Raw genomic sequence first — 26228 nt, forward strand, 5'->3', positions numbered from 1 at the left:
TTCATGGCCTGCGGCCGGGCGTCGGCCAGCGCCGTGCGTGCCAGCGCCCGGCCGCAGGCCATGAACACCGGCTCCAGCGCCTGCGGCGGTGGCAGGCCGGCGGCGCCGGCGCCAGGGGGTTCGGCGTCCAGCAGCGCCTGCAGCAGCGTGTCGCCCAGCAGCACACGCGCTGCCTGCAGCCGCGCGCCGTCTATGCAGTGCGCCAGCACGTCGGCGTGCCAAAACGCGCCCAGGCGCAGCAGCTGCGGGTCGGGGCCCTGCGGCGGCAGCGCCCAGGCCGGCCAGGCGGTGAGCAGGTCCCAGTCGGGTGCGTCGCCGCCGGCGTGCCGCAGCGCCTGCGCCGCCCGCACGGCGAGTGCGGCACGCGCCAGCGCATCGCCGCTCGAGGCCGCGTTCATGCCGCGTCACCGCCGCCCAGCGGCAGCACCTCGGCACGTGCCGGCACGGTGTCGCCACGGCGGCGTTGCCACAGCCACAGCAGCGCGCCCAGCGCCAGCGCGGCGCCGCCCAGCGCCGCGGCCCACAGCAGCGGCGTGCCCAGCCCGGCCAGCGCCGCCGCCGGGGCCGGCGCCGCGGCCGGTCCGGGCCAGGGTTCGGACGGGAAGGTCAGCACCGTCACCTGCTCGTAGGGCAGGCCTTCGATCGCGTTGACCACCAGCGCCTTGATCGAGCCGATCTGCGGCGTCAGGTCGACACCGGGCCGCAGTTTCAGGAAGACCGCCGCGGCCGACAGCTCGGGCTTCTCGGCGAAACGCCGCTTCTCGGGCACCGACAGGTGCACGCGGGCGAGCAGGACGCCGTCGATGTTCTGCAGCGTGGCCTCCAGCTCCTGTGCCAAGGCGTGCATGAAGCGCGCGCGTTCCTCGAGCTGGGTGGTGACGAAACCTTCCTTCTTGAACAGGCTGCCCAGGCTTTCGTGGTTTGCGCGCGGGTAGCCGGCGCCGTGCAGCACCTGGATGGCACGCGCGAACTCGCCGCCCGCCACCTGCAGCGCGTACTGGCCACCGTCGACACGCTGCTTGTTCGCGTCGATGCCGGCGTGGGTCAGCAGCGCGACCATCTCGTTGACCTCGCGTTCGTCGAGCTGGGCGTAAAGCTCCTCGCGGCCGCAGCCGGCGAGCGCGGCGGCGGCGGCGAGGGCCAGGGTCAGGCGCCTCAGGCGCGTGCGGGCGGTGGCGAGCGGCATCGTGGCCTCAGGCCTGCTGGCGGAACAGCTGTTGCAGGCCGTCCGAAGTGCGGTTGGCGACATTGGCCGTGAGCTGGCTGTGGAACAGGAACTCCTGGCAGCGCACGGTGAGCATCACCATCTCGCCGGGCGTCAGGTCGCTGCCTGCCTGCATCGCCGCGCGTGCGTGCTGCGACAGCGTCGACGCCTCGGTGTTGATCTGCTCGAGCGGGCGGAACAAGGCCTTCATCGTCTCGCTGCTGGCCTGCGTGTGCTGCGCCTGCAGCGGCTGGCCGGCGCGTGCCAGCGCTTCGTTGAAGGCCGACAGGTCGGTGAGCGAGACGCCCCAGCCGGCCTGCACCGGCGACGGGGAGATCTGCACCGCGCTGGCGGCGACGGGGAGGACCGAGGACGTCATGCCGGGCCTCGCGCCGTCACTGCTTGCGCGCCATGGTTTCGAGCGCCGTGCCCACCGACGAGATCGCGGTGTGCGCGCTCTGCGCCAGGAAGCCCATCTGCTGCGACTGCGCCGTCAGCTGCGTGATCGTCGCCGGCCGGTCGTCGCCGCCGTTGATCAGCGCCGCGGTGGCTTCCATCTCGGTGGCCTTGGCGTCCAGGGCCTTGCCCCAGGCTTCGGCCATCAGTTCGTACCACTTGCTGCCGGTCTCCTGGCTGCCGGCGGCGGTGTTGGCGGCCAGCGTGGTGGCCTGGATCGATTGCGTCATGGTTGCTCCTCGTGGTGGTCGTGGGGGGTCAGAAAACGATGGCCGAGCGTTCGCCTTCGCGTTCGAGCTCGACGCGGCTGCCGGCGATGGCCTCGATGCGGTGGCCGGTGGGCAGCAGCGCGCCGACGAAGTAGCGTGTGCCGTCGGCGGTGACGACATAGGGCTCGCTGCCAGCGACGATGGAGGCGACCCGTTTGCCCGCGTCCTCCAGCGCCGGCACCGGGCTCGGGCTGCGCCGCGGCGGCTCGTTGACGGCCTGCAGGCCCTGCAGCCCGGGCACGTCGCCGCGCACGCGGCGTTCGATGCCGGCCAGCGGCGCCGGGTCGGCGACTGCGGTGTGCACCTGCATCACGCCGGCGCCCGCCGGCCGCACCTCGGCCTGCACGCCGTGCACGCGGTAGACGTCCTCGATCGTGTGCACGATGGTTTCGTTGACCCAGACGTCCAGCCGTGCGCCCAGCCCCTGGCCCGCGAGCAACTGCTCGGCGCGGCTGCGCTGGGCGAGGGTGTCGAAGTAACCGCGCACGACGAGGCCGTCGGCTTCGGCCGTGACGCTGACGCTGCCCAGCCCGGCCGAGGCCAGCAGCGCCTGGGCACGCTGCGCGCGCTGCTGCGCCGTCGGCGCCGCCGGGCTGGTGAGCATCGCCAGCGCCAGCAGCGACAGCGACGCCGCAGCCAGCGCGGCGCCGCCGATCCGCAACCCGCGGCCCCAGCGCCGCAGACGGTCCGGCACGACCGCCGGCGCCGGCGCGGCGGCGGGCATGGCGCCACCGTTTTCCAGCTCGGGCCAGGCGGCGCTGTCGGCCGGGCCGGCGGCCAGCCGGGTGCCGTCGATCTCCAGCGCCTGCAGCGGCGCCAGCAGCAGGCTCTGGCCGGCGGCCAGCCGGCGCCGGCCGCAGCACACGCTGCCGGCCGTCACCTGCAGCTGCAGCCGGCCGTCGGCCTGCAGCCTGAGCACGAGTTCGGCCGCGTCCGCGCTGTCGGCGCCGCCGGCGCGCAGCAGCACGTCGCTGCCCCAGTGCCGGCCGATGCGGTAGTCGCGCCCGGCCTCGAGTGCGAAGCGCGCACCGCGCTGCGGGCCGTCGAGCACGCGCAGCTCGTGCGCGGCCGGCGTCCCGCCGGCCATTGCCAGCGGACGAGAACGGGCCGCGAACCAGTCCTGCGGGCTCATCACCGGGTCTCCGTCGTGCCGGCCGCGGGCGCCGCGGCCGCGCTGCGCCGTGCCGGCACCAGGCGCGGCGAGATCAGGAACAGGCGCTCGGTGCGGCGCATGCTGTCGACGCTGCTCTTGAACAGATTGCCCAGCAGCGGGATGTCGCCGAGAAAGGGCACCTTGGTGACGCCGTTGCTGCTGGATTCGCGCGTCAGGCCGCCGACGAGCAGGCTCTCGCCTTCGAAGATCAGCGCCTGGGTGTTGATCGACGCCCGCTCGACCACCGGGATCTGGTCGACCTGCTGCTGCGACAGCGCGCCGTCCTCGATCGCCACCAGCAGCTTGATGCGCACGCCACCGTCGTCGCGGAAGACGTGCGGCGTCACGCGCAGCGTCGTGCCGGCCGAGACCGAGAACAGGTCCACGTCCTCGCGCCCGGCGACACGCACGTAGAAGGTGCGGCTGGTGTCGAACACGGCCTCGACGTCCGACAGCGTCAGCACCTGCGGGCTGGACACCACCTTGGCCGCGCCCTGGTCCTGCAGCGCGTTGATGCGCAGCGCCAGCTCGTCGCCGCCGCCCAGCACCGCCGACAGGAAGCCGCCCTTGCCCTGCGGCGTGATGTCCTGCGGCCGCTGCGCGCCCGACAGCAGCAGGTCGCTGTCGCTGCCGTTGCCGAAGAGCAGCGAGGAGCGGCCGCTGGACAGGCGCCAGTTGACGCCCAGCTCGCGCAGCCGGTCGGTGTCGATGTCGACGATGCGGGCCTCGATCTCCAGCGCCTGCGGCTCGACGTCGAGCGCGCCGATCAGCTGCCGGTACTGCGGCAGGCGCAGCGGGTCGTCGCGCACGATGACGGCGTTGAGCCGGGTGTCGGCCTCCACCCGCGCCTGCGAGACGTCGACCAGGCGCAGCGCCGCGCCCTCGGCCGCGGCAGCGGCCGGCAGCGGCGCGCCACCACCGTAGGCCGCCAGCAGCGCCGCCGCCGACGAGCCCGCCGGCGCCGTGCCCGCTGCCTGCGCCGCCAGGCCCTGGCCGCGCAGCTTGGGCACCGTGCTCGGGGCGGCGCGTTCGTTGGTGCTGACCTCGATGCGGCTGCGTGCGTTGCCGGTCATCAGCGCACGAACGATCGAGGCCACGCCGGGCACGACGACGTCGCGGCCGCCGAAGCTGATGGCGACGTCGTGGGCCCAGGCATAACGCAGGAAGTGAACCTCGAATCCCTGCGGCGCTGCGGCCGCGGCCTGCGCCCGCTGGCCCTGCGCCAGTTCCTCGACCTGGGCGAGGAAACGCGGCGTGCCGGCGGCCACCAGCGTGCCTTCGGCGGTGCTGCGCAGCGTGTGGCGGGCGTCGAGCATGTGCAGCTCGAGCGCGCTGCGCCGCACCTGGGCGGCGAGCTGCGGCGTCATCGGCAGCGTGCGCGTGCCGAGCTCGGCCGGCGTGTAGACGTGGACGACGGCGCCGTCGTAGTAGGCGACGAGGTTGAAGCTGCGCGCGAGCTTGTTCCAGATGGCCTCGGCGCGGCCTTCGAAGTTGCCGTTGACGGCGCCGCGCAGCTTGTCGCTCACCGCCACCGGCACGTCGACCTGGCCGAACAGGTCTTCGAGGAACGGCGCCACCGGCTGCTCGCGCGCGGTCAGCTGCACGCTGCGCTCGGCGAAGGGGATGGGCGCGGCCGGCACGGCGCCGGGTGCGAGGCCGGCGACGACCAGGGCGAATGCCGCGAGGCGGCGGCGGGGCAGGGGACGGGTCATCTCGGGGCGTGGGCTCATGCGGCTTCGAGCTGCACCGCCGGCTCGTCGCCGACACGCGCCAGCACCTCCAGGCGCAGCGTCGGCATCAGCTCGTGGTAGCTCAGCACGGGGGTGTCGAAACAATCGGCCTCGATCAGCTTGCGCACGTGGCGGCGCAGGTCGACGGCGGTCAGCACGGCTGCGGGCCGGCAGCCGTGCACCGCCTGCGCCAGGCGCTGCATCACCGCCTGGGCCTCGGCCGGGTCCAGCGCCAGCGTCGCCTGGCCGTTGTTCACGCGCACCGCGGCGCGCAGCCGGTCCTCGAAGTCGGGCGTCAGCAGCAGCGCGCGCAGCACGCCCTCGGGCGCGGCGCGGTGGCTGGTCTGGCGCCGCAGCGCGATGCGCGCCATCTCGGTGAGCGCAAACACGTCCTTCTCGCGCTGCGCGGCGTCGGCCAGCGCCTCGAGGATGTCGCGCAGGTTGCGGATCGGCACCTCCTCCTCGACCAGGCGGCGCAGCACCTCGGCCAGGCGCGCCAGCGGCAGCGCCCGCAGCGCCTCCTTGACGACGTCGGGGTAGTCGGCCGCGGCGCGTGCCAGCAGCGCCCCGGCTTCCTGGGTGCCGAGGAAGAGCGCGGCGTGACGGCGCAGCGCCTGGTGGCAGGCTTCGGCCAGTGCCGCCGGCAGCGGCGCCGGCGGCAGCGGGCCCGCGGCCACCGGCACCTCGAAGGCCAGCAGCCGCCACGACTGGGCGGTGGGTGCGGCGCCGGCTGCGGGCAGCACCGGGTGCACGGCGATGCGCGGCAGCAGCAGGCCGAGCTGCAGCTGGAAGCGCTCGAGCACACCCAGCAGCGACTGCACCAATGCACGCGCCGAGGCCGCGTCCAGCGCCGCGTGCGGCAGCTCCAGCAGCAGCGGCACGGCGGGACGGGCTTCGGGCACCGCGGTCGCCAGCACACGCGGCGCGGCTTCGTCGCCGCGCCGCAGCGGGCGCAGCAGCGGCGCCAGCCGGCGGCCCAGCGCCTGGCGCAGCGTGATCGTCAGCAGCACGCCAGCGGCCAGCAGCACCGCGGCCAGGCCGAGGAAGACCAGCGCCGGGAAACCCGGCACCGCGGCCAGCAGCACGCACAGGCCCCCGGCCACCAGCAGCACGCGCGGCTTGGCCGCGATCTGGCGGCCGATGGCGTCGCCCAGGTGGCGGTCGCGTTCTTCGTCGGTGGCGCGCGTGACCAGCAGGCCGGCCGACATCGCGCCCAGCAGCGCCGGGATCTGCGCCACCAGGCCTTCGCCTATCGTCAGGATCGAGTAGGTGTGCATCGCCGCGGCGAGCGTCATGTCCTTCTGCAGCACGCCGATCGCCAGCCCGCCGAGCACGTTGATGACGACGATGACGATGCTGGCGATGGCGTCGCCCTTGACGAACTTCATCGCGCCGTCGAGGCTGCCGTGCAGCTTGCTCTCGAGCTCCAGCTCGCGCCGGCGGCGGCGTGCCTCGTCCTTGTCGATCAGCCCGGAGCGCAGGTCGGAGTCGATCGACAGCTGCTTGCCCGGCATCGCGTCGAGCGTGAAGCGCGCGGCGACCTCGGCCACGCGTTCGGCACCCTTGGCGATGACGATGAACTGGACCACGGTGATGATCAGGAAGACCACCAGCCCGACGACCAGGTTGCCGCCGGCGACCATGCGCCCGAAGGTGTCGATGATGTGGCCGGCGTGCGCCTCCAGCAGGATCAGCCGCGTCGTCGCGATCGACAGCGCCAGCCGGAACAGCGTGGTGATCAGCAGCACGCTGGGGAAGACCGAGAACTCCAGCGGCGAGCGCACGTAGATCGCCACCAGCAGCAGCACGGCGCCGCTGCAGATGTTGACCGCCACCAGCACGTCCACCAGCAGCGGCGGCAGCGGCAGCACCATCAGCGCGACGATCAGCACGACGCCGGCGACCAGCGCCAGGTCGCCGTAGCGCGACAACAGGCTGCCGCGCGCCGTGCCCGCCGACGCGAAATAGGCGGCCAGGCTCATCGCGCGGCCGTGGGCAGCAGCGACTCGGCGGCGGTGCGCAGCCGGTCGTACTCGTGCAGCACCTGGCGCACGTAGTCCTGCGTCTCGCGGTAGGGCGGGATGCGCCGCCCGTGGCGCTCGACCGCGCCTTCGCCGGCGTTGTAGGCCGCCAGCACCAGCGGCAGTTCGCCCGGGTAACGCTGCTGCAGCCGGTGCAGGTGGCGCGCGCCGACGAGCAGGTTGGTGGCGGCGTCGTGCAGCGTGCCGGCGTCGCCGACGCCGTAGTGCGCCGCCGTCGCCGGCATCAGCTGCATCACGCCGCGCGCGCCGGCCGGCGACACCGCGCCGGCGTCGTGGCGCGACTCGACACGCGCGATCGCGTGCAGCAGCAGCGGGTCGACGTCCTGGATGCGGGCGACCTCGTCGACCACCGGCGCCAGGCTCAGCGCGCGCCGCAGCGAGCTCGGCCAGGGCCTGTCCGCCGCAGCCGTGGCCGGCGTCGGCGCCGGTGCCGGCTCCGCCGGCGGCGCGCCGTAGAGCTGCAACTGCTGCGCCTGGCGTGCACGCGGCACCGGTTGCGGCGCTGGCGTGCCTTCGGCCGGCAGGCCGCAGGCGGCGCGGCCGAGGCTGAACTTGGCCCCCGCAGCGTCGCGCAGCGCGGCACAGGTGCCGGCGTCCAGGTCCGGTCCCGGACTGGCCGCGGTGGCGGCTGTCGCGGCGAGCAGCAGGACAGCCGGCCCGAAAGTGGCCTGCCTCAGGCAAGCCGGGATCGTCCCCAGGGCGCACGCCGGACCGAGTTGCACGCTGATCTCCCTTACCGCTTATGACGGCGTTTGATTTGCCGGCGATGGTCTGTGCATTTCGTGACGGCCGTGAAATCGATCACGACGAATCGGTATCCAGCTGTGCGCCGTTTGCGCCCGGGAGCCCTTCTATAAGGGGGCAAACGGGTCCCCCTAGGAAACACGCGGTTGCACCCGTCGCGCTGGCGTACGGCGGCAGGCCCGACGATCGCGGCCCCAGCCTTCAACCGACCGCACGAGCCGATGGCCGACAAGAACGACGGCGGCGACAAGACCGAAAAGCCCACCCCGAAGAAGCTGCAGGACGCGCGCCGCAAGGGCCAGGTGCCCAAGAGCCGCGACCTGTCGAGCACCGTGCCGCTGGCCGCCTGGCTGGCGGTGTTCGTGCTGGGGACGGCCTATGCCGGGCGCGAGCTGGCGCTGCTGGTCGACGCGGCGCTCGCCGCCGTCGACCAGCCTTTCGAGCAGGCCGCACCTGCCCTGGGCGCTCTGGCCTGGCGCACCGGCGTCGCGCTGAGCGCGCTGGCGCTGCTGCCCGCGGCTGCGGTCGGCCTGGTGACGGAGTTCCTGCAGGCCGGGCCGGTGTTCAGCAGCGAGCGCCTCAAGCCCAAGGCCGAGCACCTGAACCCGGTCGAAGGCATCAAGCGCATGTTCACGCTGGACAACCTGGTCGAGCTCGCCAAGTCGCTGTTCAAGTGCGTGCTGCTGCTGCTGATCGGCCTGCTCGTGCTGCGCGGCGTGATGCCCGACAGCGCGCGCCTGTTTCAGGCTCCGGGCGGCGTGCAGGCGACGGGCGCGCTGCTGATGGCGGTGACGCAGCAGGCGCTGGGCTGGACGCTGCTCGGCTTCGTGCTCGTGTCGGTGCTGGACCTGGCCTGGCAGCAGCACTCGTTCACGCGCAAGCTGCGCATGAGCCTGCGCGACATCCGCCAGGAGACCAAGGAAAGCGAAGGCGACCCGCAGGTGCGGCAGCAGCGCCGCCAGGCGCATCAGGAGTGGTCGCAGCGCAATGCGCAGCAGGCGGCGCGCCAGGCCAACGTGCTCGTCGTCAACCCGACGCACGTGGCGATCGCGATCGACTACGACCGCGACCGCTGCCCGGTGCCGGTGGTCAGCGCCAAGGGCGAGGACCATGTCGCGCGCGCGATGCGCGAGGCGGCCGAGGAGGCGGGCGTGCCGATCGTGCGCAACGTCGCGCTGGCGCGCGAACTGCTGGCGCGCGGCGAGGTCGGCGCGCTGGTGCCGGCCGATCTCTTCGACCTGGTGGCCGAGGTCGTGCTCTGGGCGCGCGAGGTGCGCCAGGCGATGCAGGCCGGCGACGGGCCGCCGCGGCAGGCGGCCCCGGGCGAGGACCTGAGCGCCTACCCCGGCGCCGCGCCCGGGCGCTGAGCACCGGCATGGACGAACTCTGGCGGGGCCTGCTGGGAAGCGCGTTGGCGCTGCTGGTGGTGCTGGCGCTGGCCTGGGGCGCGCTGCACGCCTGGCGCCGCCTGAGCCGCAGCGCGGGCATGGCCGGCGCGGGCGCGGCCGATCTGCAGCTGCTGCGCACGCTGGCGCTGGGCCCGCGCGAGCGCCTGGTGCTGGTGCGCCACGGCGGCGACGAGTTGCTGCTGGGTGTAGGCACCGACGGCATCCGGCTGCTGAACCGGCTCCCGGCCGCCGGTGCCGGCGTACCGGCACGGCCCGAGGTGCCGGCCGGGCCCGATGGCGGCTGAGGCGCCAGCCGGGCGGCGCGCGCCGGGTTGACGTTATGGTTGCGCCCGTTTTCACCTTTTCGGAAGTGCCGCGCCGTCCCCGCCGTGCGCGGATGAACCATGGATGTCGCATTCGCCCTGCAGCTGCTGCTGATCCTCGCCTGCCTGTTTTTCGGCGCGCGCCGCGGCGGCCTCGCGCTCGGCCTGCTCGGCGGCATCGGCATCGTCGTGCTCGTCTTCGGCTTCGGGCTCAAACCCGGCCGGCCGCCGGTCGAGGTGATGCTGACCATCGTCGCCGTCGTCGCCGCGTCGGCCACGCTGCAGGCTTCCGGCGGCCTGGACGTGCTGCTGCAGGCGGCCGAGAAGCTGCTGCGCCGCAACCCGCGCTACGTCTCGGTCGTGGCACCGCTGACGACGGCCTCGCTGACCATGCTCTGCGGCACCGGCCACGTCGTCTACACGATGCTGCCGATCATCTACGACGTCGCGATCAAGAACGGCGTGCGCCCCGAGCGCCCGATGGCCGCGGCCTCGATCGCCAGCCAGATGGGCATCATCGCCAGCCCGGTGTCGGTGGCCGTGGTCTCGCTGGTGGCCTTCATGGCCGCGGCGCCGGTGGCCGGCCACGTGATCGACTTCGCGACGCTGCTGTCGGTCACGGTGCCCTCGACGCTGGTCGGCGTGCTGGCGATCGGCGCCTTCAGCTGGTTCCGCGGCAAGGACCTGGAGGACGACCCCGAGTTCCAGGCCTTGATCGCCACGCCCGAAGGCCGTGCCCGCGTCTACGGCGAAGGCACGACGCTGATCGGCAAGACGCTGGAGCGCCGCCAGTGGGTGGCGATGTGGATCTTCGTCGGCGCCATCGTCGTCGTCGCGCTGCTGGGTGCGGTCGAGTCGCTGCGGCCGGTCTTCGACGGCAAGCCGCTGTCGATGGTGCTGACGATCCAGATGTTCATGCTGCTGGCCGGCGCGCTGATCCTGCTGGCCACGCGCACCGACGCGGCGGCGGTGTCCAAGAACGAGGTCTTCCGCGCCGGCATGGTCGCCGTGATCGCCGTCTTCGGCATCGCCTGGATGGCCGACACGATGTTCGACGCCCATCTCGGCGCGATGAAGGACACGCTCGCCGGCATGGTGCGCGAGCACCCGTGGACCTATGCGCTGGCGCTGCTGATCGTCAGCAAGTTCGTCAACTCGCAGGCCGCGGCGATCAGCGCGCTGGTGCCGGTGGCGCTGTCCGTCGGTGTGCCGCCGGGTTACGTGGTCGCCTTCGCTGCCGCCTGCTACGGCTACTACATCCTGCCGACCTACCCCAGCGATCTGGCGGCGATCCAGTTCGACCGATCCGGCACGACGCACATCGGCCGCTGGGTCATCAACCACAGCTTCATCCTGCCGGGTCTGATCGGCGTCGGCAGCAGCTGTCTGGCCGGCTGGCTGATGGCCGAGGTGCGCGGGTTGATCTAGCGGCGTTCGCGGGTTCCGCGGGTTCTGCGGGACGCCCGGCGTGAGATAGGCACTGAACTCGGTTGATTTCGGTCATGACACCCGGGATCAGGTCAAGCCGGGGCCGGCGGCACCGATAGCCCGGCAGAGCCTGGTTGATGCGGAGGAGATCGTGCTCCTTCCGGACCTGTCTGCCGTCGCAACTCTCCCGACCGAGTCCCCGAATGAACCTCTTTCGAAATCTCGGCATCAGCCGCCGTCTGTACGCGGTTTCGCTGCTGCTCATCGCCGGCCTGACGGCGCTTGCCGTCAACAACTGGATCCAGCTGAACCACGTCCGCGACCTGGCCTACAGCTCCGGCAAGGTCAAGGTGCTGCAGCTGGGGCTGATCGCCAGCACCGAGCTGCGGGTGTCGCAGGTGCTGCTGGACCTGCGCCACGCGCTGCTGATGAACAAGCCCGCCGAGACCGATGTGGCGGCGCAAGGCATCCAGGCCAAACGTGCCCAGATCTCGCAGAACGACGCCGACTTCCTGAAGCAGATCGACAGCCCCGAAGCCCGCGACGCCTTCCGCCGCGACTGGCTGGACCTGCAGGGCGTGACCTGGCCGGTGGCCGAAGCCAACATGCAGCTGCTGCGTGATGGCCAGACCGAGGCCGCGGTGACGATGCTGATCGACAAGACGATCCCGACCTTCGCCCGCATGCAGGCCTGGCTGGAGGCAGAACGCAGCCGCCAGGACCAGCAGCTGAGCCAGGAGGTCCAGGCCATCGGCACGGTGGCCGACAGCATCCGCATCCAGCTGGTGAGCCTGGTGGCGGTCATCGCCGTCGGCCTGCTTGCGCTGTCGTGGTCCATCGCGCGCACGCTGCGCCACCGCGTCGCGGCTTCGCAGGAGGTGGCCGAGCGCGTGCGCACCGGCGACTTCACCGTCACCGTCGACGACCCGGTGCGCGACGAGTTCAGCCCGCTGCTGCAGTCGCTGGCCGCGATGCAGGCCTCGCTGACCGAGGTCGTCGGCCAGGTGCGGGCCGGCGCCGAAGGCGTGGCCACCGCCAGCGGCCAGATCGCACAGGGCAACCAGGACCTGTCGGCGCGCACCGAGCAGCAGGCCAGCTCGCTGCAGCAGACCTCGGCGACGATGGAGCAGCTCGGCAGCACGGTGCGCAACAACGCCGACAGCGCCAAGCAGGCGAATCAGCTCGCGCAGGGCGCCTCGGCCATCGCCGCCCAGGGCGGTGTCGTCGTCGGCCGGGTCGTCACGACGATGCAGGGCATCAACGACAGCAGCCGCAAGATCGGCGACATCATCAGCGTCATCGACGGCATCGCTTTCCAGACCAACATCCTGGCGCTGAACGCGGCCGTCGAGGCTGCACGCGCCGGCGAGCAGGGCCGCGGCTTTGCCGTCGTCGCCAGCGAAGTGCGCAGCCTGGCGCAGCGCAGCGCCGAGGCCGCACGCGAGATCAAGGTGCTGATCGGCCGCAGCGTCGAGCAGGTGCAGCAGGGCACGGTGCTGGTCGACCAGGCCGGCAAGACCATGGGCGAGATCGTTGGCTCGATCCAGCGTGTCAGCGACATCGTCGCCGAGATCACCTCGGCCAGCGCCGAGCAGAGCGCCGGCGTGCAGCAGGTCGGCGAGGCCGTCAGCCAGATGGACCGGGCGACGCAGCAGAACGCGGCGCTGGTCGAGGAGAGCGCGGCCGCGGCCGAGAGCCTCAAGGGCCAGGCGCAAAGCCTGGTGCAGGCGGTGGCGGTGTTCAAGCTTTCGCGCGACGGGCGCGCGCCCGCATCGGCCTGGTGATAGCTGTGGTCGCGGCCCCGGCCGCGGCTCAGGCGTCTTCTTCGGCCTCGATGATCAGACGCAGGCGCTCGGCTCCTTCGCACTCGACCAGGGCCTGCACGCGCAGCTCGCGCGCCACCGGCACGCTGTGGCGGAAGCGGTAGTCCAGGCCGTCGTAGCCGCTGTCGGCATCGGTGCCGATGCGGCGCGACCACTGCAGCTCGCCGTCGGCGAGCACACGCAGCTCGTGCCAGGGCGTGCGTGCGCCGGGGCGGGCGCGCACGCTCATCGTGACGCTGATCTCGAAGCGGCGCTCGCGCCGGGCGTCGGCGGGGATCGTGAGCAGCGCGTCGGGCTGCTCGCCCGCGTCCAGGCGCCAGCGTTCGGGGCGCGGCGCTGTCTGGGCAGCGGAAGAAGATGGGGAGCGGGCCACGGCGTGCACGACGGGAGCTGCAAAGGGCGGCGAGCGTAGCGCAGCACGTGCAAGAGCGCACGTCGCCCTTGCCGACGCGGCGTTTATGCTCTTGCACCGGCCGTCATGGCGGCGCCGGCCCGACACTCGATTCTTGCGATGAACGACCTCGATCCGATCCCGGCCACCGCCCGCGTGTGCCGCAGCGCACGACTATGGGCGCGATGAACGATCGCCGCCGCGCGGGCGGCGGCCTGGTCTACTCGACCGAAGCCGGCCGCATGTGCCCGGCCTGCCGCCAGCCGGTGGCGCAGTGCAGCTGCCGCGCCGCGCCGCCGGTTGCGGCCGGCGACGGCATCGTGCGCGTCGCGCGCGAGACCTCCGGCCGCGGCGGCAAGGCGGTCACCGTGGTGCGCGGGCTGGCGCTGGATGCAGCGGCGCTGGCCGAACTCGCGCGCCGGCTGAAGGCGCTGTGCGGCAGCGGCGGCACCGTGCGCGAGGGCACGATCGAGATCCAGGGTGAACACCGCGACAAGCTGCTCGCCTTCCTCCAGCAGCAAGGCTGGACGGTGCGGCGCAGCGGCGGCTGAAAGGCGCGCGCACGCGACGGCTCGACCCCTTGCCGATGGGCGGCTGAAGGGGCCGTAGGCGACCGGGCGCGGCCCGTGTCGGACTCAGGTCGCCGGGCTGGTGATGCCCAGGCAGTTGTTGCAGCGGCCCAGGCCGCGCAGGCGCGGGTCGGGCTTGCCGTCGCCCGTCTTGAAGTTGGCGTGGCACTTGATGCACACGTACATCTTCGAGCTGGACATCATCGGCTTGACGCCGGGTTCGGAGTTGGGACGTGCGGCGGTGTACTCGGCCTGAGTCTGGCGGAGCTTGGGGCCTGACGCGGCGGGGGTAGAAGTGGGTGCTGCGGAACGGCGGGTGGCCATGGCGCTGTGTCGGAGGCTGAAGGGCCTCGTGCTATCGCTAACCCCCTATTGTCCGCTGAAAAGGGGCCGACCCGCTGCTTGATCCGTGTCGCCTCGATCAATCAGGGGGGATGCCATACTCACGATCCTCAGGTCACGTCTGATGCCGCAGCTTCCGCCCGACTATCCCGGCCGTTTCGAACTCGCCGACGAAGTTCACGCTCGCCCTCCCGAGCCGCTCGAACTGCCGTCGCGCGCGACCTATGTCGCCGTGCTCGTCGACCCGGTCGACCGCGAGCCCGAACGCGCTCACATCGTGCGCCTTTTCGAGGCTTTCGGCATCGAGCCGCCGGCGCCCGGGCTGACGCAGTTCAGCGCCTCGCTCGGCGCTTTGCGCCTGAAGTGGGAGCGCCACGGCGAGTTCTCGGGCTATGTCTTCCTGGTCGCGGGGCTGAGCCCGACGCCGTTCTCCGAGCCCGCGACGACGCTGCTGCCGCAAGGCTGGCTCGAAGCGATCCCGGGCCGCACCATCGTCGCCGCGCACGCCAAGCTGGTCGCTTCCGGCGACGCCGTGATCGACCCGCAGACGCTCACCGACCACTTCGGCGGCAACATCGTCGTCGGCTCGGGCATCGGCGAAGGCGCGGGCTACGCCTTCACCGACTTCAAGATCCACGCCGACGGCTGCGCGCGTATCGTGCTGATGGACAGCGGCCTGACGCCGCGCCAGGCCGGCCGCATGCTGCAGCGCCTGCTCGAGATCGAGGCCTACCGCATGCTCGCGCTGCTGGCGCTGCCGATGGCGCGCGCGCAGCTGCCGCGCATCGTCGAGATCGAACGTTCGCTCGAGAGCCTGACCGGCAGCATCGCCCACGAGAGCGCCGACGAGGAGCGCCTGCTGCAGGAGCTCACGCGTACCGCCGCCGAGATCGAGCACGAGCTCACCGCCACCCAGTACCGCTTCGGCGCCACGCGCGCCTATGCCGAGCTGGTGCAGACCCGCATCTCCGAGCTGCGCGAAGAGCGCATCCCCGGCACGCAGACGATCGAGGAGTTCATGGCGCGGCGCTTCACGCCGGCGGTGGCCACCTGCGCGACCGTCTCGCAGCGCCTGCACGAACTCGCCGACCGTGTCGCCCAGGCCAGCGGGCTGCTGGCCACGCGTGTGGGCATCGCGCGCGAAAAGCAGAACCAGGCGTTGCTGGCGTCGATGAACCGGCGCGCGCAGCTGCAGCTGCGGCTGCAGAAGGCGGTCGAAGGGCTGTCGATGGCGGCCATCGTCTATTACGCGGCCGGCCTCGTCGGTTACGTCGTCAAGGGCGGCAAGGCGGCCGGGCTGCCGCTGGACCCCGAACTCATCGTCGGCCTGTCGATCCCCGTGCTCGCCGGGCTGGCCTTCCTCGTGCTGCGGCGCACGCGCCGCCACCTCGCCTCGGGCGAGCGTGACAGCTGAATTTCGCGATCCTCCTGAAAGCCGTTTCCTCATGAAGTTGACGTATCCCTTCTCGGCCATCGTCGGCCAGGACGAGATGAAGCTCGCCATCCTCATCGCCGCGGTGGACCCGGGCGTCGGCGGTGTGCTCGTCTTCGGCGACCGCGGCACCGGCAAGTCGACCGCGGTGCGCGGCCTGGCGGCACTGCTGCCCAAAATGAAGGCCGTCGTCGGTTGCCCCTACAACCGCGACCCGGCGCTCGAACCCGCCGATGCGCCCAAGCCCAAGACGCATCTGGTGACGGTGCCGGTGGTCGACCTGCCGCTGGGCGCGACCGAGGACCGCGTCGTCGGCGCGCTCGACCTGGAGCGTGCGCTGTCGCAAGGCGTCAAGGCTTTCGAGCCGGGGCTGCTGGCGCGGGCCAACCGCGGCTTCCTCTACATCGACGAAGTCAACCTGCTGGAAGACCACCTGGTCGACCTGCTGATCGACGTCGCCGCCTCGGGCGAAAACGTCGTCGAACGTGAAGGCCTGTCGGTGCGCCACCCCGCGCGTTTCGTGCTGGTCGGCTCGGGCAACCCGGAAGAAGGCGAGCTGCGGCCGCAGCTGCTCGACCGCTTCGGCCTGTCGGTCGAGGTCAAGACGCCGACCGAGATCCCGCTGCGCATCGAGATCGTGCGCCGCCGCGACGCCTTCGAGCACGACCCCGAAGGTTTCGCCGCGAAGTGGCATGCCGAGGACGAAAAGATCCGCCGCCGCATCCTCGCCGCGCGCAAGCGCCTGAACGAGGTCGCGGTGCCCGACGCCGCGCTCGAACGTGCCGCCCAGCTGTGCATGAAGCTCGGCACCGACGGCCTGCGCGGCGAGCTGACGCTGATGCGTGCCGCGCGTGCGCTGGCCGCGCTGGACGGCGACAAGGTCGTCGGCGACGCCCAGTTGAAGCGCATCGCCGCCCCGGCACTGCGCCACCGCCTGCGCCGCAACGTGCTCGACGACGCCGGCTCGACGGTGCGGGTCGACCGCGCCGTGCAGGAACTCTTTCCGTCCTGATGGCGACGAAGCCCTGGGAAGACGCCACGCTGGCGGCGGCGGTGTTCGCCGTCGACCCGGCGGGCATCGGCGGCGTGCACCTGCGCTCGCCGGCCGGCCCGGTGCGTGACCGCTGGCTGGCGGCGCTGACGCGCGCGCTGCCGACGCCGCCGCGGCGCATGCCGGTGGGCATCGCCGACGACCGCCTGCTCGGCGGCCTGGACCTCGCCGGTACGCTGCAGGCCGGGCGCCCGGTGGCGCAGCGCGGCCTGCTCGCCGACGCCGACGGCGGCGTCGTGCTCGCGGTGATGGCCGAGCGCCTGCCGCCCGGCACCGCCGCCAAGATGGCGGCGGTGATGGACCGCGGCGAAGTCGTCGTCGAACGCGACGGCGTCGCGCTCGCGCACGACACACGTTTCGGCGTCATCGCCTTCGATGAAGGCGGCCCCGACGACGACCCGGTGCCGATCGCGCTCACCGACCGGCTGGGGCTGAAGCTCGACTTCACCCACATCCCGCCGCGCGAAGCGCCCGAAATCGATTTCGGCGACGTCGCCGACGCGCGTGCGCTGCTGCCGCGGGTGCGCTGCAGCGACGAGGCGCTGCAGGCGCTGGTCAACGCGGCGGTCGCGCTCGGCATCGCCTCGCTGCGCGCGCCGCTGCAGGCGCTGCGTGTGGCCTGCGCGCACGCAGCGCTGCACGGCCGCGAGACCGTCGAGGCCGAAGACGCCGGCGCCGCCGCGCGCCTGGTGTTCGCGCCGCGTGCGACGCAGCTGCCGCCGCAGCCCGAAGCCGAGGCCGAACCCGATCAGCCGCCGCCCCCGCCCGAACAGAATGACTCCGAGCAGCCGCCGCCCGACAGCGACGAGCAGCCCGAAGAGCTGAAGGGCCCGATGGAAGACCAGGTGCTCGACGCCGTGCTCGCCTCGCTGCCGCCGGCGCTGCTGGCGCAGATGCAGGCCGACTACGCTTCGCGCGAACGGGCCCGTTCGTCGGGCAAGTCGGGTGCGCTGCACAAGGGCGGACACCGCGGCCGTCCGTCGGGCATCCGTCGCGGCGAACCCAAGGCCGGCCAGCGCCTGAACCTGATCGCGACGCTGCGTGCCGCCGCCCCCTGGCAGCGTGTGCGCGGCGCCGTCAAGCCGCGGGTGCAGGTGCGGCCCGACGACTTCCACGTCACCCACTACCGCCAGCGGCGCGAGACGACGACGATCTTCGTCGTCGACGCCTCGGGCTCGTCGGCACTGAACCGCATGGCCGAGGCCAAGGGCGCGGTCGAGCTGCTGCTGGCCGACTGCTACGTGCGCCGCGACAAGGTCGCGGTGATCGCCTTCCGCGGCAAGGCGGCCGAGTTGCTGCTGCCGCCGACACGCTCGCTGGTGCGCGCCAAACGCAGCCTGGCAGGCCTGCCCGGCGGCGGCGGCACGCCGCTGGCGGCGGCGCTGGACGCGGCCAGCGCGCTCGCCGAAGGCATCCGCCGCCGCGGCGACACGCCGCTGGTCGTGTTCCTGACCGACGGTCGCGCCAACGTCGCGCTCGACGGCACCGGCGGCCGGCCCAAGGCCGAGGCCGACGCGCTCGACGCCGCCCGCCGCATGCTCGCCAGCGGCGCGGCGACGATGCTGATCGACACCTCGCCGCAGCCGGCGGCGCAGGCACGCAAGATCGCCGGCGCGATGCAGGCGACCTACATGCCCTTGCCGCATGCCGGCGCGCAGACGCTGTCGCAGGTGGTGCGCGCACGCGCCGGTGGCTGACGAACACCGCTTCGTGCACGCCGCCGGCCTGCGCTGGCACGTCGTCTGTTCGGGTCAGGGTGCGGGCACGATGCTGCTGCTGCACGGCACCGGCGCTTCGGCGCACAGCATGGCGCCGCTGATGCGGCTGCTGGGCGGGCGCTGGCGCCTCGTCGCGCCCGACCTGCCGGGCCATGGCGACACCAGCCGGCCGACACCGCAGCAGCTGACGCTGCCCGGCATGGCGGCGGCCGTCGGCGCGCTGCTGCAGGAACTGGACTGCAAGCCCGACGTCATCGTCGGCCACTCGGCCGGGGCTGCGATCGCGGTGCAGATGGTGCTGGCCGGCCTGGCGCGGCCCTCGGTCGTGGTCTCGATCAACGGCGCCTTCCTGCCCTACGGCGGGCGCGCGGCGGCGCTGCTGTCGCCGCTGGCACGGCTGCTGTACGCGCAGACCTGGATCTCGCGCCTGTTCGCACGCCGTGCCGCCGATCCTGCGGTCGTGCGCCGGCTGATCGAAGGCACCGGCTCGCACCTGGACGCCGCCGGCGTCGCCGCCTACCAGGCGCTGATGGTGCGCCCTGGCCACGCCGAGGCGGCGCTGGGCATGATGGCGCACTGGGACCTGAGCGGGCTGGCGCGCGACTTGCGCCGCTTCCCGGTGCCGCTGTGGCTGATGATCGGCCTGCGCGACCGCGCGGTGCGGCCGGCGCAGGCGCGCGAGGTCGCCGCGCGCTGCCCGCAGGCGCTGCTGCTGCCGCTGCCGGGCCTGGGCCACCTGGCGCACGAGGAGTCGCCCGAAGCCGTCGCCCGGCTGCTCGAAGCGCTGCCGGTGCCGGCGGTATAAACCTCCTCGCGCATCCGACTGGAGGAACCCGATGCACCAGACCCTGGAGGCCCTGCTGCGCGCCGGTGCCGAAGACGCCGTCGCCTTCGCCGCGCCGGGACGCGCGCCGCTGAACTACCGCGGGCTGCGTGCGCAGATTGCCGGCACCGTGGCGACGCTGAACACGCTGGGCGTGGGCCGCGGCGAGCGCGTCGCGATCGTGCTCGCCAACGGCCCCGAGATGGCGAGCTGCTTCGTCGCCTGCGCCAGCGGCGTCGCCAGCGCGCCGCTGAACCCGGCCTACCGCGCCGAGGAGTTCGAGTTCTACCTGTCGGACCTGGGCGCCAAGGCGCTGATCGTCGAGCGTGGCAGCGCCTCGCCGGCGGTGGCGGTGGCCGAACGCCTGGGCGTGCGTGTGCTCGAGCTCGTCGTCGCCGACGGCGCGCCGGCCGGTGCCTTCACGCTGGTGCCGCGTGCCACCGCGGTGGCCACCGTGCCGGCGGTGCAGGGCGGTTTCGCCCAGCCGGGCGACGTTTCCATGGTGCTGCACACCTCGGGCACGACCTCGCGGCCCAAGATCGTGCCGCTGTCGCAGGCCAACCTGGCGGCGTCGGCGCAGCACATCCGCGACACGCTGCAGCTGACGCCGGCCGACGGCGGCCTGAACGTGATGCCGCTGTTCCACATCCACGGCCTGATCGCCGGCGTGCTGGCGCCGCTGGCCGCGGGTTCGCGCATCTTCTGCACGCCGGGTTTCGACGCGCTGAAGTTCTTCGGCTGGATGGACGAGGCCGCACCCAGCTGGTACACGGCGGTGCCGACGATGCACCAGGCGATCCTGGGGCGCGCGCGGCGCAACGCCGAGGTCATCGCGCGCCACCCGCTGCGTTTCCTGCGTTCGTCCTCGTCGTCGATGCCGCCGCAGGTGATCAGCGAGCTCGAAGCGGTGTTCGGCGCGCCGCTGATCGAGGCCTACGGCATGACCGAGGCCACGCACCAGATGGCCAGCAATCCGCTGCCGCCGGCGCTGCGCAAGCCCGGCTCGGTCGGCCCGGCGGCCGGCCCCGAGATCGCGATCATGGACGAGGAGGGCACTCTGCTGCCGCGCGGCGCCGTCGGCGAGATCGTGATCCGCGGCCCCAACGTCACCGCCGGCTACGAGTCCAACCCCAAGGCCAACGCCGAGGCCTTCACCAACGGCTGGTTCCGCACCGGCGACCAGGGCACGCTCGACGCCGAGGGCTACGTCACGATCACCGGGCGCCTGAAGGAGATCATCAACCGCGGCGGCGAGAAGATCAGCCCGCGCGAGATCGACGAGATCCTGATGGACCACCCGGCGGTGGCGCAGGTGGTCTGCTTCGGCATGCCGCACCCCAAGCTGGGCGAGGAGGTGGCCGCGGCCGTCGTGCTGCACGAAGGCCAGCAGCCCAGCGAACGCGAGCTGCAGGACTTCGTCGCCGCGCGTGTCGCCGACTTCAAGGTGCCCAGGCGCATCCTGTTCATGGCCGAGATCCCCAAGGGCGCGACCGGCAAGCTGCAGCGCATCGGCATGGCCGCCAAGCTCGGGCTGGGCGCATGAAGATCACGATCGTCGGCGCCGGCGCGATCGGCGGCTACCTCGGCGCGCGCCTGTCGGCCGCCGGCGAACAGGTCAGCTTCATCGCGCGCGGGCGCAACCTGGCGGCGATCCGTGAGCGTGGTTTCCGTCTGATCCTGGAGGACGGCAGCGAACTCGCCGCGCCCGAAGCGCGCGCCTTCGAACGCACCGAAGAAGCCGGGCCGCAGGACGTCGTCGTGCTCGCCGTCAAGGCGCACCAGGTGGCCGACCTGCTGCCCGGGTTGCCGGCGCTGCTGGCGCCGCACACCAGCGTCGTCACGATGATCAACGGCGTGCCCTGGTGGTACTTCCACAAGCTCGCCGGCCCGTACGAAGGGCGACGGCTGGAGAGCGTGGACCCGGGCGGGCGCATCGCCGCGGCGATCGCGCCGGAGCGCGTCATCGGCGGCATCGTCTATCCGGCGGCCGAACTCGTGGAGCCCGGCCTGGTGCGTGTCGTCGAAGGCAACCGTTTTTCGATCGGCGAGCCCGACGGCAGCCGCAGCGAACGGGTCGAGGCGCTGGCGCAGGTGCTGATGCGCGCCGGCTTCAAGGCGCCGGTGGCGCGCGACATCCGCGCCGAACTCTGGGTCAAGCTCTGGGGCAACCTCTGCTTCAACCCGATCAGCGCGCTGACGCACGCGACGCTGCAAGACATCTGCCGCTTCGGCCCGACGCGCACGCTCGCCGCCGCCGCGATGGCCGAGGCACAGGCGGTGGCCGAGGCGCTGGGCGTGCGTTTTCGCATCACGCTGGAGCAGCGCCTGGCCGGCGCCGAGGCGGTGGGCGCGCACAAGACCTCGATGCTGCAGGACGTCGAACACGGGCGTGCGCTGGAACTCGAGGCGCTGGTCGGCGCGGTGGCCGAACTCGGCCGCATCGTCGAGCGGCCGACACCGACGGTGGATGCGCTGCACGCGCTGGCTTCGCTGCTGGCGCGCACGCTGGCGGCGCACCAAGGCCGGCTGGCGCTGCAGCCGGCCTGAGGCCGGAAACGACGAACCCCGCCGGGCGGCGGGGTTCGGGGCTGGAGAAGGGCGCGATCAGCGCACGACCAGCACCGGCAGCGTGCCGTGCGTCAGCACCTTCTGCGTTTCGCTGCCCAGCAGCAGCGCGCTGACGCCGCGGCGGCCGTGCGAGGCCATCACGATCAGGTCACAGCCCTGGTTCTTGGCGTGGTCGATGATCGCTTCCCAGGGGTGCAGGGCCTCGATCGTGTGGCCGTGCGCGCTCACGCCGGCTTGTGTCGCCTGCTCGACGACGGCCTTCACGCGGCCGGCGGCGATGCGTTCCTGCGCGTCGTAGAACTCCTGCGGCGGCACCGGCTGCATCTCGGAGATCGCGCTGTAGGGGAAGGGCTCCTTGATGCCGACCGCGAACAGCTCGGCACCGCAGAGCTTGGCGAGTTCGACCGCCGTCTCGACCGCCTTCGCCGTGATCTCGGATCCGTCGGTGGGGACCAGGATGCGCTTGTACATGGAGACTCCTCGTGGTTCGATGGTGTGAGTGTTCTGCAGTGCCGGTGTTCCCGCAAGCGAGTCCACAGGCTTGACTCGTATCAGCCGCGGGCGACAGGGCGCGAGGCGTCCTGGCACCACTCGCTCCACGAGCCCGGGTACAGGCGCATGCCGTCGAAACCGGCGTGTGCCATCGCCAGCAGGTTGTGGCAGGCGGTGACGCCGCTGCCGCACTGCAGCACGATGTGGTCGGCCGGTGTCGCCCAGCGCTCGAACTCGGCGCGCAATGCCGGCGCCGGCTTGAAGCGGCCGTCGGCCTGCAGGTTGTCCTTGAAGAAGCGGTTGGTGGCGCCGGGGATGTGGCCGCCGACCGGGTCTATCGGTTCGACCTCGCCGCGGAAACGTTCGCCGCCGCGTGCGTCGACGATGCGCAGGTGGCCGATCGCCGCCAGCAGCGACTCGGCGGCGATCGTCGCCATCGCCGGCTCCGCCGACGCGGGGTAGGGCGGCAGCGTTTCCGCGGGCGCGCTCGCCGTCGCGAGTTCGCCACCGGCAGCCAGCCAGGCGGCCGGGCCGCCGTCGAGCACGGCGACCTTGCCGTGGCCCAGCCACTTCAGCAGCCACCAGGCGCGCGCCGCGTAGGGGCCGCCCTGGGCGTCGTAGACCACGACCTGGGTCTCGGGGCCTATGCCCCAGCCGCCGACGGTGGCGGCGAAGGCGGCGCGGTCGGGCAGCGGGTGGCGGCCGCGGCGGCCGTCGCCCTTGGCCGCCGACAGCTCGCGCTCGAGGTGGGCATAGCGGGCACCCGGCAGGTGGCCGGCGGCGTAGGCACGCTCGCCGGCGCCGGGGTCGGCCAGGTCGAAGCCGCAGTCGAGCACGACCGCGTCCGGTGTCGCGCGCAGCTCTTCGGCGCTGATCAGGGTGGTGAAAACCATCTCAAGTCTCCGTGGGAGGGGGAATCCGGGTGTTGCCCCGGCGCGCGAGCGCGGTGGCGCCGATGCCCGAGGCGACGATCAGCGCCATGCCGGCCAGCGCCGAGACGGTCACCGGGTCGTCGAACAGCCAGACGCCGAAGCCGAAGGAAAAGACGATGCCCAGATACTGCAGCACCGCGTTCGTCATCGCCTGGCCGATCGCGTAGGCGCGCGTCATCATCAGCTGCGCCGCCGAAGCCAGCACCCCGGTGGCCAGCAGCAGCAACACGCCGCGCACGGTGTGCGGGTGCGGCCCGCCGCCCACGAACATCAGCAGCGCGCCGGCCGCGACGCCGGCGGCGGCGAAGTAGAAGACGATGCGTTCTTCGGGTTCACCGGCCTGGCCCAGCGAGCGCACGTGCAGATAGGCCCGCGCCGACAGCAGCCCCGAGACCAGCCCGGCCAGGCCGTACAGGAGCTGGCGCGCATCGAGCGTGGGTTTGAGGATCAGCGCCACGCCGGCGAAGCCGGCCAGCACCGCCAGCACCAGGCGCGCATCCTGGCGCTGGCCACCGCCCCAGGCGGCGCCGACGATGAACACGGCGACCCACACCGACGAGGTGTAGTTCAGCGTCATCGCCGTGGCCAGCGGCAGCGCGCCCAGTGCATAAAACCACAGGCACATGCCGCCGATGCCGGCGGCGCTGCGCCGCAGGTGCAGCAGCGGCACGCGCGTGGCCAGCGGCGTGCCGCCGGCGCGCAGCAGCAGTGCCATCAGCACGACGCCGACGGCCGAGCGGTACATCACGATCTCGCCGGCCCCGTACTGCGCCGACGCGAGCTTGACGCACAGCCCCATCGCCGCGAACAGAAAGGCGGCGCCCGTGATCAGCAAGGGCGCGCGCAGCGGCCCGGTGGCCGGCCGCGCGCGGCTCACCGCGGAAGCTTCATCTGCCGCCGATACCACTCGTGGAACTGCTGCATGCCGTCTTCCATCGGGCTCTGGTAGGGCCCGACCTCGTCGTCGCCGCGTTGCATCAGCGCGCGCCGCCCCGCGTCCATGCGCAGCGCGATCTCGTCGTCCTCGATGCAGGTCTCCATGTAGGCGGCCTGCTGGGCTTCGACGAACTCGCGTTCGAACAGCGCGATCTCCTCCGGATAGAAGAACTCGACCAGGTTCAGCGTCTTCTGCGGCCCCCGGGGGTGCAGCGACGAGACCACGAGCACGTGCGGATACCACTCGACCATCAGGGTCGGGTAGACCGTCAGCCACACCGCGCCCTGCGCCGGCGCCGCGCCGCCGCGGTAGGCGAGCAGCGCGTCGTGCCAGCGCCGGTACACCGGCGAGCCCGGCCGCTCCAGCGCCCGGTGCACGCCGACGGTCTGCACCGAATGGTGGGCGCCGAACTCCCAGCTCAGGTCGTCACAGGTGACGAAGGAGCCGAGCCCGGGGTGGAAGGGGCCGACGTGGTAGTCCTCGAGGTAGACCTCGATGAAGGTCTTCCAGTTGTAGTCGCACTCGTGCACGACCGCGCGGTCGAAGACGTAGCCCGAGAAGTCCAGCAGCGGTTGCGGCGCCATGCCCGAGAGCTCGGCCGCCACCTCGCGTTCGCTGGCTTCGAACAGCAGCCCGTTCCAGGACTGCAGCGGGTAGCGCTTCAGGTTCAGGCAGGGGTCCTGCGGGAAGTGCGGCGCGCCGACGAGCTGGCCTTCGAGGTCGTAGGTCCAGCGGTGCAGCGGGCAGACGACGTTGCCCTGCGTGCGGCCACGGCCCTTGAGCATCACCGCCTGGCGGTGGCGGCAGACGTTGGACAGCAGCTCGATGCCGCTGTCGTGGCGCACGAGCGCGCGCCCTTCGCCTTCGTGGATCAGCGCGTGGTAGTCGCCGACGGCGGGCACCGCGAGTTCGTGCCCGACGTAACGCGGCGCGGAGTCGAAGATGAGCTTCTGTTCCGCGCGGAACAGATCCTCATCGAAATAGCGGTTGACGGAAAGCTGCGACTTGCTTGCTTCGAGAGCTTCGAGACTGATGCTCAGGTCAGACATGATCCGGGGGGATCCTCCAGTGACGGATGTGTCCAAACCCCCGCCCGGTGGCCCCGCGGGCGGGCATGGCCGCCGACGCCGGCGCGCCTTGGTGGCGCCGTGTGTTTTTCGTCAGGCGAACCGGCCATTCTACCGGCGGGGGGCGTCGCGGGCCGGGGGCCGGCGAGTCTCCGAGCGCCGTAGTCTTGTGTCTAGAATGCCCGTTTGCTGTCACGTTCCCCCCGAATGTCGTCCGTACCCGCCCCGCAGGAGCCCGCCAGCTACGAGCAGGCCGTCGCCGAACTGGACCGCCTGGTCCAGCAGATGGAGACCGGCCAGTTGCCGCTGGATCAGTTGCTCGACGGCTACAGGCGCGGCAGCGAATTGCTGGCCTTTTGTCGTAACCGGCTGCAGGCGGTCGAGGAACAGGTCAAGCTACTTGACGATGGACAGCTGAAGACATGGAGCGCACCCTGAATTTCGATCACTGGGCGCGGCGCGAACTTGACGCGGTCGAGGCCGCGCTCGATGCGTGGGTTCCCGCGGACACACCTGCCGGCCTCGGCGAGGCGATGCGTTACGGCGTGCTCGACGGCGGCAAGCGCCTGCGTCCGCTGCTGGTGCTCGCCGCCTGCCAGGCGCTGGGCGGCGCACGCGAAGCGGCGCTGCGCAGCGCGGTCGCGGTGGAACTGATCCACGCCTATTCGCTGGTGCACGACGACATGCCGTGCATGGACAACGACGTGCTGCGCCGCGGCAAGCCGACGGTGCACGTGAAGTACGGCGAAGCCCAGGCGATGCTCGCCGGCGACGCGATGCAGGCCCTGGCCTTCGAGGTGCTGACGCCCGACGCGGGCGTCGAGCCCGCGCTGCAGGCGCGCCTGGTGCGGCTGCTGGCGCGTGCCGCCGGCCACGCCGGCATGGCCGGCGGCCAGGCGATCGACCTCGCCAACACCGGCCGCCTGCTCGACGAGGCGACGCTGCGCGAGATGCACCGCAAGAAGACCGGCGCGCTGCTGCTGGCGAGCGTGCAGATGGGTGCTGCCTGCGGCGCACCCGACGAGACCACCTGGCGGGCGCTGTCTGAGTATGGCGAGGCGATCGGCCTCGCATTCCAGGTCGTCGACGACATCCTCGACTGCACCCAGGGCTCGGACAAGCTCGGCAAGACCGCCGGCAAGGACCTGGACGCGAACAAGCCGACCTACGTCTCGGTGCTCGGGATGGAGGCTGCCCGCCGCCATGCGCAGGAACTGCGGGTGGCGGCTCATGCTGCGCTGGCGCGTGCCGGCCTGGCCGACGCGGCAGCGCTGGCCGCGATCGCCGACAAGGTGGTGGAACGGGATAACTGAACTGACAGCTTGTACCCGATGCCGGCCGGCGGG

General features: G+C 72.4%; 27 protein-coding genes. 13 read left to right on the forward strand and 14 right to left on the reverse strand.

What is annotated here, in order from left to right:
* From CKO43_RS15740 to CKO43_RS15775, 8 genes are all read right to left on the reverse strand, one after another.
* Positions 1 to 398 (reverse strand): hypothetical protein (locus tag CKO43_RS15740; protein WP_200379202.1); only part of this gene is annotated, 398 nt, incomplete at its 3' end.
* Positions 395 to 1186 (reverse strand): type III secretion system inner membrane ring lipoprotein SctJ, encoded by a 792-nt coding sequence (gene sctJ, locus CKO43_RS15745; RefSeq protein WP_200229271.1) that lies wholly within the window; start codon positions 1184 to 1186, stop codon positions 395 to 397. The genes sctJ and CKO43_RS15740, both read right to left, overlap by 4 nt.
* 7 nt (positions 1187 to 1193) lie before the next feature.
* A complete protein-coding gene (locus CKO43_RS15750) occupies positions 1194 to 1583 on the reverse strand; it encodes a hypothetical protein (RefSeq protein ID WP_200229273.1) in 390 nt (129 codons plus the stop codon).
* Positions 1584 to 1599: 16 nt separating this feature from the next.
* Positions 1600 to 1890: a hypothetical protein gene (locus CKO43_RS15755; protein WP_200229275.1), complete on the reverse strand. Its 291-nt coding sequence runs from the start codon at positions 1888 to 1890 to the stop codon at positions 1600 to 1602.
* Between the two features lie 28 nt (positions 1891 to 1918).
* Entirely contained in the window at positions 1919 to 3061 is a 1143-nt protein-coding gene (locus CKO43_RS15760; RefSeq protein ID WP_200229276.1) for a SctD/MshK family protein, read from the reverse strand.
* Positions 3061 to 4794 carry a type III secretion system outer membrane ring subunit SctC gene (gene sctC / locus CKO43_RS15765; RefSeq protein WP_200229277.1) on the reverse strand — a complete coding sequence of 578 codons (1734 nt, stop codon included), beginning with the start codon at positions 4792 to 4794 and terminating at the stop codon, positions 3061 to 3063. Before sctC ends, CKO43_RS15760 begins: the two co-directional genes overlap by 1 nt.
* 14 nt (positions 4795 to 4808) lie before the next feature.
* A complete protein-coding gene (locus CKO43_RS15770; protein ID WP_200229278.1) occupies positions 4809 to 6794 on the reverse strand; it encodes an FHIPEP family type III secretion protein in 1986 nt (661 codons plus the stop codon).
* Positions 6791 to 7576 carry a transglycosylase SLT domain-containing protein gene (locus tag CKO43_RS15775; RefSeq protein WP_200229279.1) on the reverse strand — a complete coding sequence of 262 codons (786 nt, stop codon included), beginning with the start codon at positions 7574 to 7576 and terminating at the stop codon, positions 6791 to 6793. Before CKO43_RS15775 ends, CKO43_RS15770 begins: the two co-directional genes overlap by 4 nt.
* A 243-nt stretch (positions 7577 to 7819) precedes the next feature.
* On the opposite strand from CKO43_RS15775, the gene sctU reads away from it, so the two are divergent.
* The 4 genes from sctU to CKO43_RS15795 all read left to right on the forward strand — a co-directional run bounded on the left by sctU (position 7820) and on the right by CKO43_RS15795 (position 12521).
* Entirely contained in the window at positions 7820 to 8965 is a 1146-nt protein-coding gene (sctU, locus tag CKO43_RS15780; protein ID WP_200229280.1) for a type III secretion system export apparatus subunit SctU, read from the forward strand.
* Positions 8966 to 8973: 8 nt separating this feature from the next.
* Positions 8974 to 9291, forward strand: coding sequence for a flagellar biosynthetic protein FliO (locus CKO43_RS15785; RefSeq protein ID WP_200229281.1), 318 nt, complete (start codon positions 8974 to 8976; stop codon positions 9289 to 9291).
* Between the two features lie 99 nt (positions 9292 to 9390).
* Positions 9391 to 10737 (forward strand): anaerobic C4-dicarboxylate transporter, encoded by a 1347-nt coding sequence (locus CKO43_RS15790; RefSeq protein ID WP_200229283.1) that lies wholly within the window; start codon positions 9391 to 9393, stop codon positions 10735 to 10737.
* Between the two features lie 203 nt (positions 10738 to 10940).
* Complete coding sequence (locus CKO43_RS15795; protein ID WP_200229285.1) at positions 10941 to 12521, forward strand: methyl-accepting chemotaxis protein; 1581 nt, start codon at positions 10941 to 10943, stop codon at positions 12519 to 12521.
* A 28-nt stretch (positions 12522 to 12549) separates the two neighbouring features.
* Here CKO43_RS15795 and CKO43_RS15800 read toward each other — a convergent pair whose 3' ends face one another.
* The gene (locus CKO43_RS15800; protein ID WP_200229287.1) at positions 12550 to 12933 is read right to left on the reverse strand and encodes a hypothetical protein; all 384 of its coding nucleotides are present in this window, start codon (positions 12931 to 12933) and stop codon (positions 12550 to 12552) included.
* A gap of 203 nt (positions 12934 to 13136) precedes the next feature.
* Between CKO43_RS15800 and CKO43_RS15805 the strand changes: the two genes are divergently transcribed.
* Positions 13137 to 13502 carry a translation initiation factor Sui1 gene (locus CKO43_RS15805; RefSeq protein WP_200229289.1) on the forward strand — a complete coding sequence of 122 codons (366 nt, stop codon included), beginning with the start codon at positions 13137 to 13139 and terminating at the stop codon, positions 13500 to 13502.
* A gap of 84 nt (positions 13503 to 13586) precedes the next feature.
* Here CKO43_RS15805 and CKO43_RS26140 read toward each other — a convergent pair whose 3' ends face one another.
* The gene (locus CKO43_RS26140) at positions 13587 to 13721 is read right to left on the reverse strand and encodes a hypothetical protein (protein ID WP_259373736.1); all 135 of its coding nucleotides are present in this window, start codon (positions 13719 to 13721) and stop codon (positions 13587 to 13589) included.
* A gap of 265 nt (positions 13722 to 13986) precedes the next feature.
* Here CKO43_RS26140 and CKO43_RS15810 point away from each other — a divergent pair, with 265 nt between their 5' ends.
* The 6 genes from CKO43_RS15810 to CKO43_RS15835 are packed head-to-tail and all read left to right on the forward strand — an operon-like array spanning position 13987 to position 21433.
* Positions 13987 to 15276 (forward strand): DUF3422 family protein, encoded by a 1290-nt coding sequence (locus tag CKO43_RS15810; protein WP_200229291.1) that lies wholly within the window; start codon positions 13987 to 13989, stop codon positions 15274 to 15276.
* Between the two features lie 31 nt (positions 15277 to 15307).
* Positions 15308 to 16306: a magnesium chelatase ATPase subunit I gene (gene bchI, locus CKO43_RS15815; protein ID WP_200379203.1), complete on the forward strand. Its 999-nt coding sequence runs from the start codon at positions 15308 to 15310 to the stop codon at positions 16304 to 16306.
* Positions 16306 to 18042, forward strand: coding sequence for a magnesium chelatase subunit D (locus CKO43_RS15820; protein ID WP_200229295.1), 1737 nt, complete (start codon positions 16306 to 16308; stop codon positions 18040 to 18042). The genes bchI and CKO43_RS15820 overlap by 1 nt, the downstream gene beginning before the upstream one ends.
* Positions 18035 to 18868, forward strand: a complete 834-nt coding sequence (gene bchO, locus CKO43_RS15825) for an alpha/beta fold hydrolase BchO (RefSeq protein WP_200379204.1) — start codon at positions 18035 to 18037, stop codon at positions 18866 to 18868. Before CKO43_RS15820 ends, bchO begins: the two co-directional genes overlap by 8 nt.
* A gap of 31 nt (positions 18869 to 18899) precedes the next feature.
* A complete protein-coding gene (locus CKO43_RS15830) occupies positions 18900 to 20429 on the forward strand; it encodes an acyl--CoA ligase (RefSeq protein WP_200379205.1) in 1530 nt (509 codons plus the stop codon).
* Complete coding sequence (locus CKO43_RS15835) at positions 20426 to 21433, forward strand: 2-dehydropantoate 2-reductase (protein ID WP_200379206.1); 1008 nt, start codon at positions 20426 to 20428, stop codon at positions 21431 to 21433. Before CKO43_RS15830 ends, CKO43_RS15835 begins: the two co-directional genes overlap by 4 nt.
* 57 nt (positions 21434 to 21490) lie before the next feature.
* On the opposite strand, the gene CKO43_RS15840 is transcribed toward CKO43_RS15835, so the two are convergent.
* The 4 genes from CKO43_RS15840 to CKO43_RS15855 form a co-directional block, all read right to left on the reverse strand.
* A complete protein-coding gene (locus tag CKO43_RS15840; protein ID WP_200229303.1) occupies positions 21491 to 21925 on the reverse strand; it encodes a universal stress protein in 435 nt (144 codons plus the stop codon).
* A gap of 80 nt (positions 21926 to 22005) precedes the next feature.
* Positions 22006 to 22839 (reverse strand): sulfurtransferase, encoded by an 834-nt coding sequence (locus tag CKO43_RS15845; protein WP_200379207.1) that lies wholly within the window; start codon positions 22837 to 22839, stop codon positions 22006 to 22008.
* A 1-nt stretch (position 22840) separates the two neighbouring features.
* A complete protein-coding gene (locus tag CKO43_RS15850; protein ID WP_200379208.1) occupies positions 22841 to 23755 on the reverse strand; it encodes an EamA family transporter in 915 nt (304 codons plus the stop codon).
* Positions 23752 to 24864, reverse strand: a complete 1113-nt coding sequence (locus CKO43_RS15855) for an aromatic ring-hydroxylating oxygenase subunit alpha (protein ID WP_200229309.1) — start codon at positions 24862 to 24864, stop codon at positions 23752 to 23754. Before CKO43_RS15855 ends, CKO43_RS15850 begins: the two co-directional genes overlap by 4 nt.
* Before the next feature lie 225 nt (positions 24865 to 25089).
* On the opposite strand from CKO43_RS15855, the gene xseB reads away from it, so the two are divergent.
* Entirely contained in the window at positions 25090 to 25320 is a 231-nt protein-coding gene (gene xseB, locus CKO43_RS15860; RefSeq protein WP_200229311.1) for an exodeoxyribonuclease VII small subunit, read from the forward strand.
* Positions 25305 to 26195 (forward strand): polyprenyl synthetase family protein, encoded by an 891-nt coding sequence (locus CKO43_RS15865; RefSeq protein WP_200229312.1) that lies wholly within the window; start codon positions 25305 to 25307, stop codon positions 26193 to 26195. Before xseB ends, CKO43_RS15865 begins: the two co-directional genes overlap by 16 nt.
* The last annotated feature ends 33 nt before the right edge of the window (positions 26196 to 26228 follow it).

Source organism: Rubrivivax gelatinosus, assembly GCF_016583785.1.
GTDB lineage: Bacteria > Pseudomonadota > Gammaproteobacteria > Burkholderiales > Burkholderiaceae_C > Rubrivivax > Rubrivivax gelatinosus_B.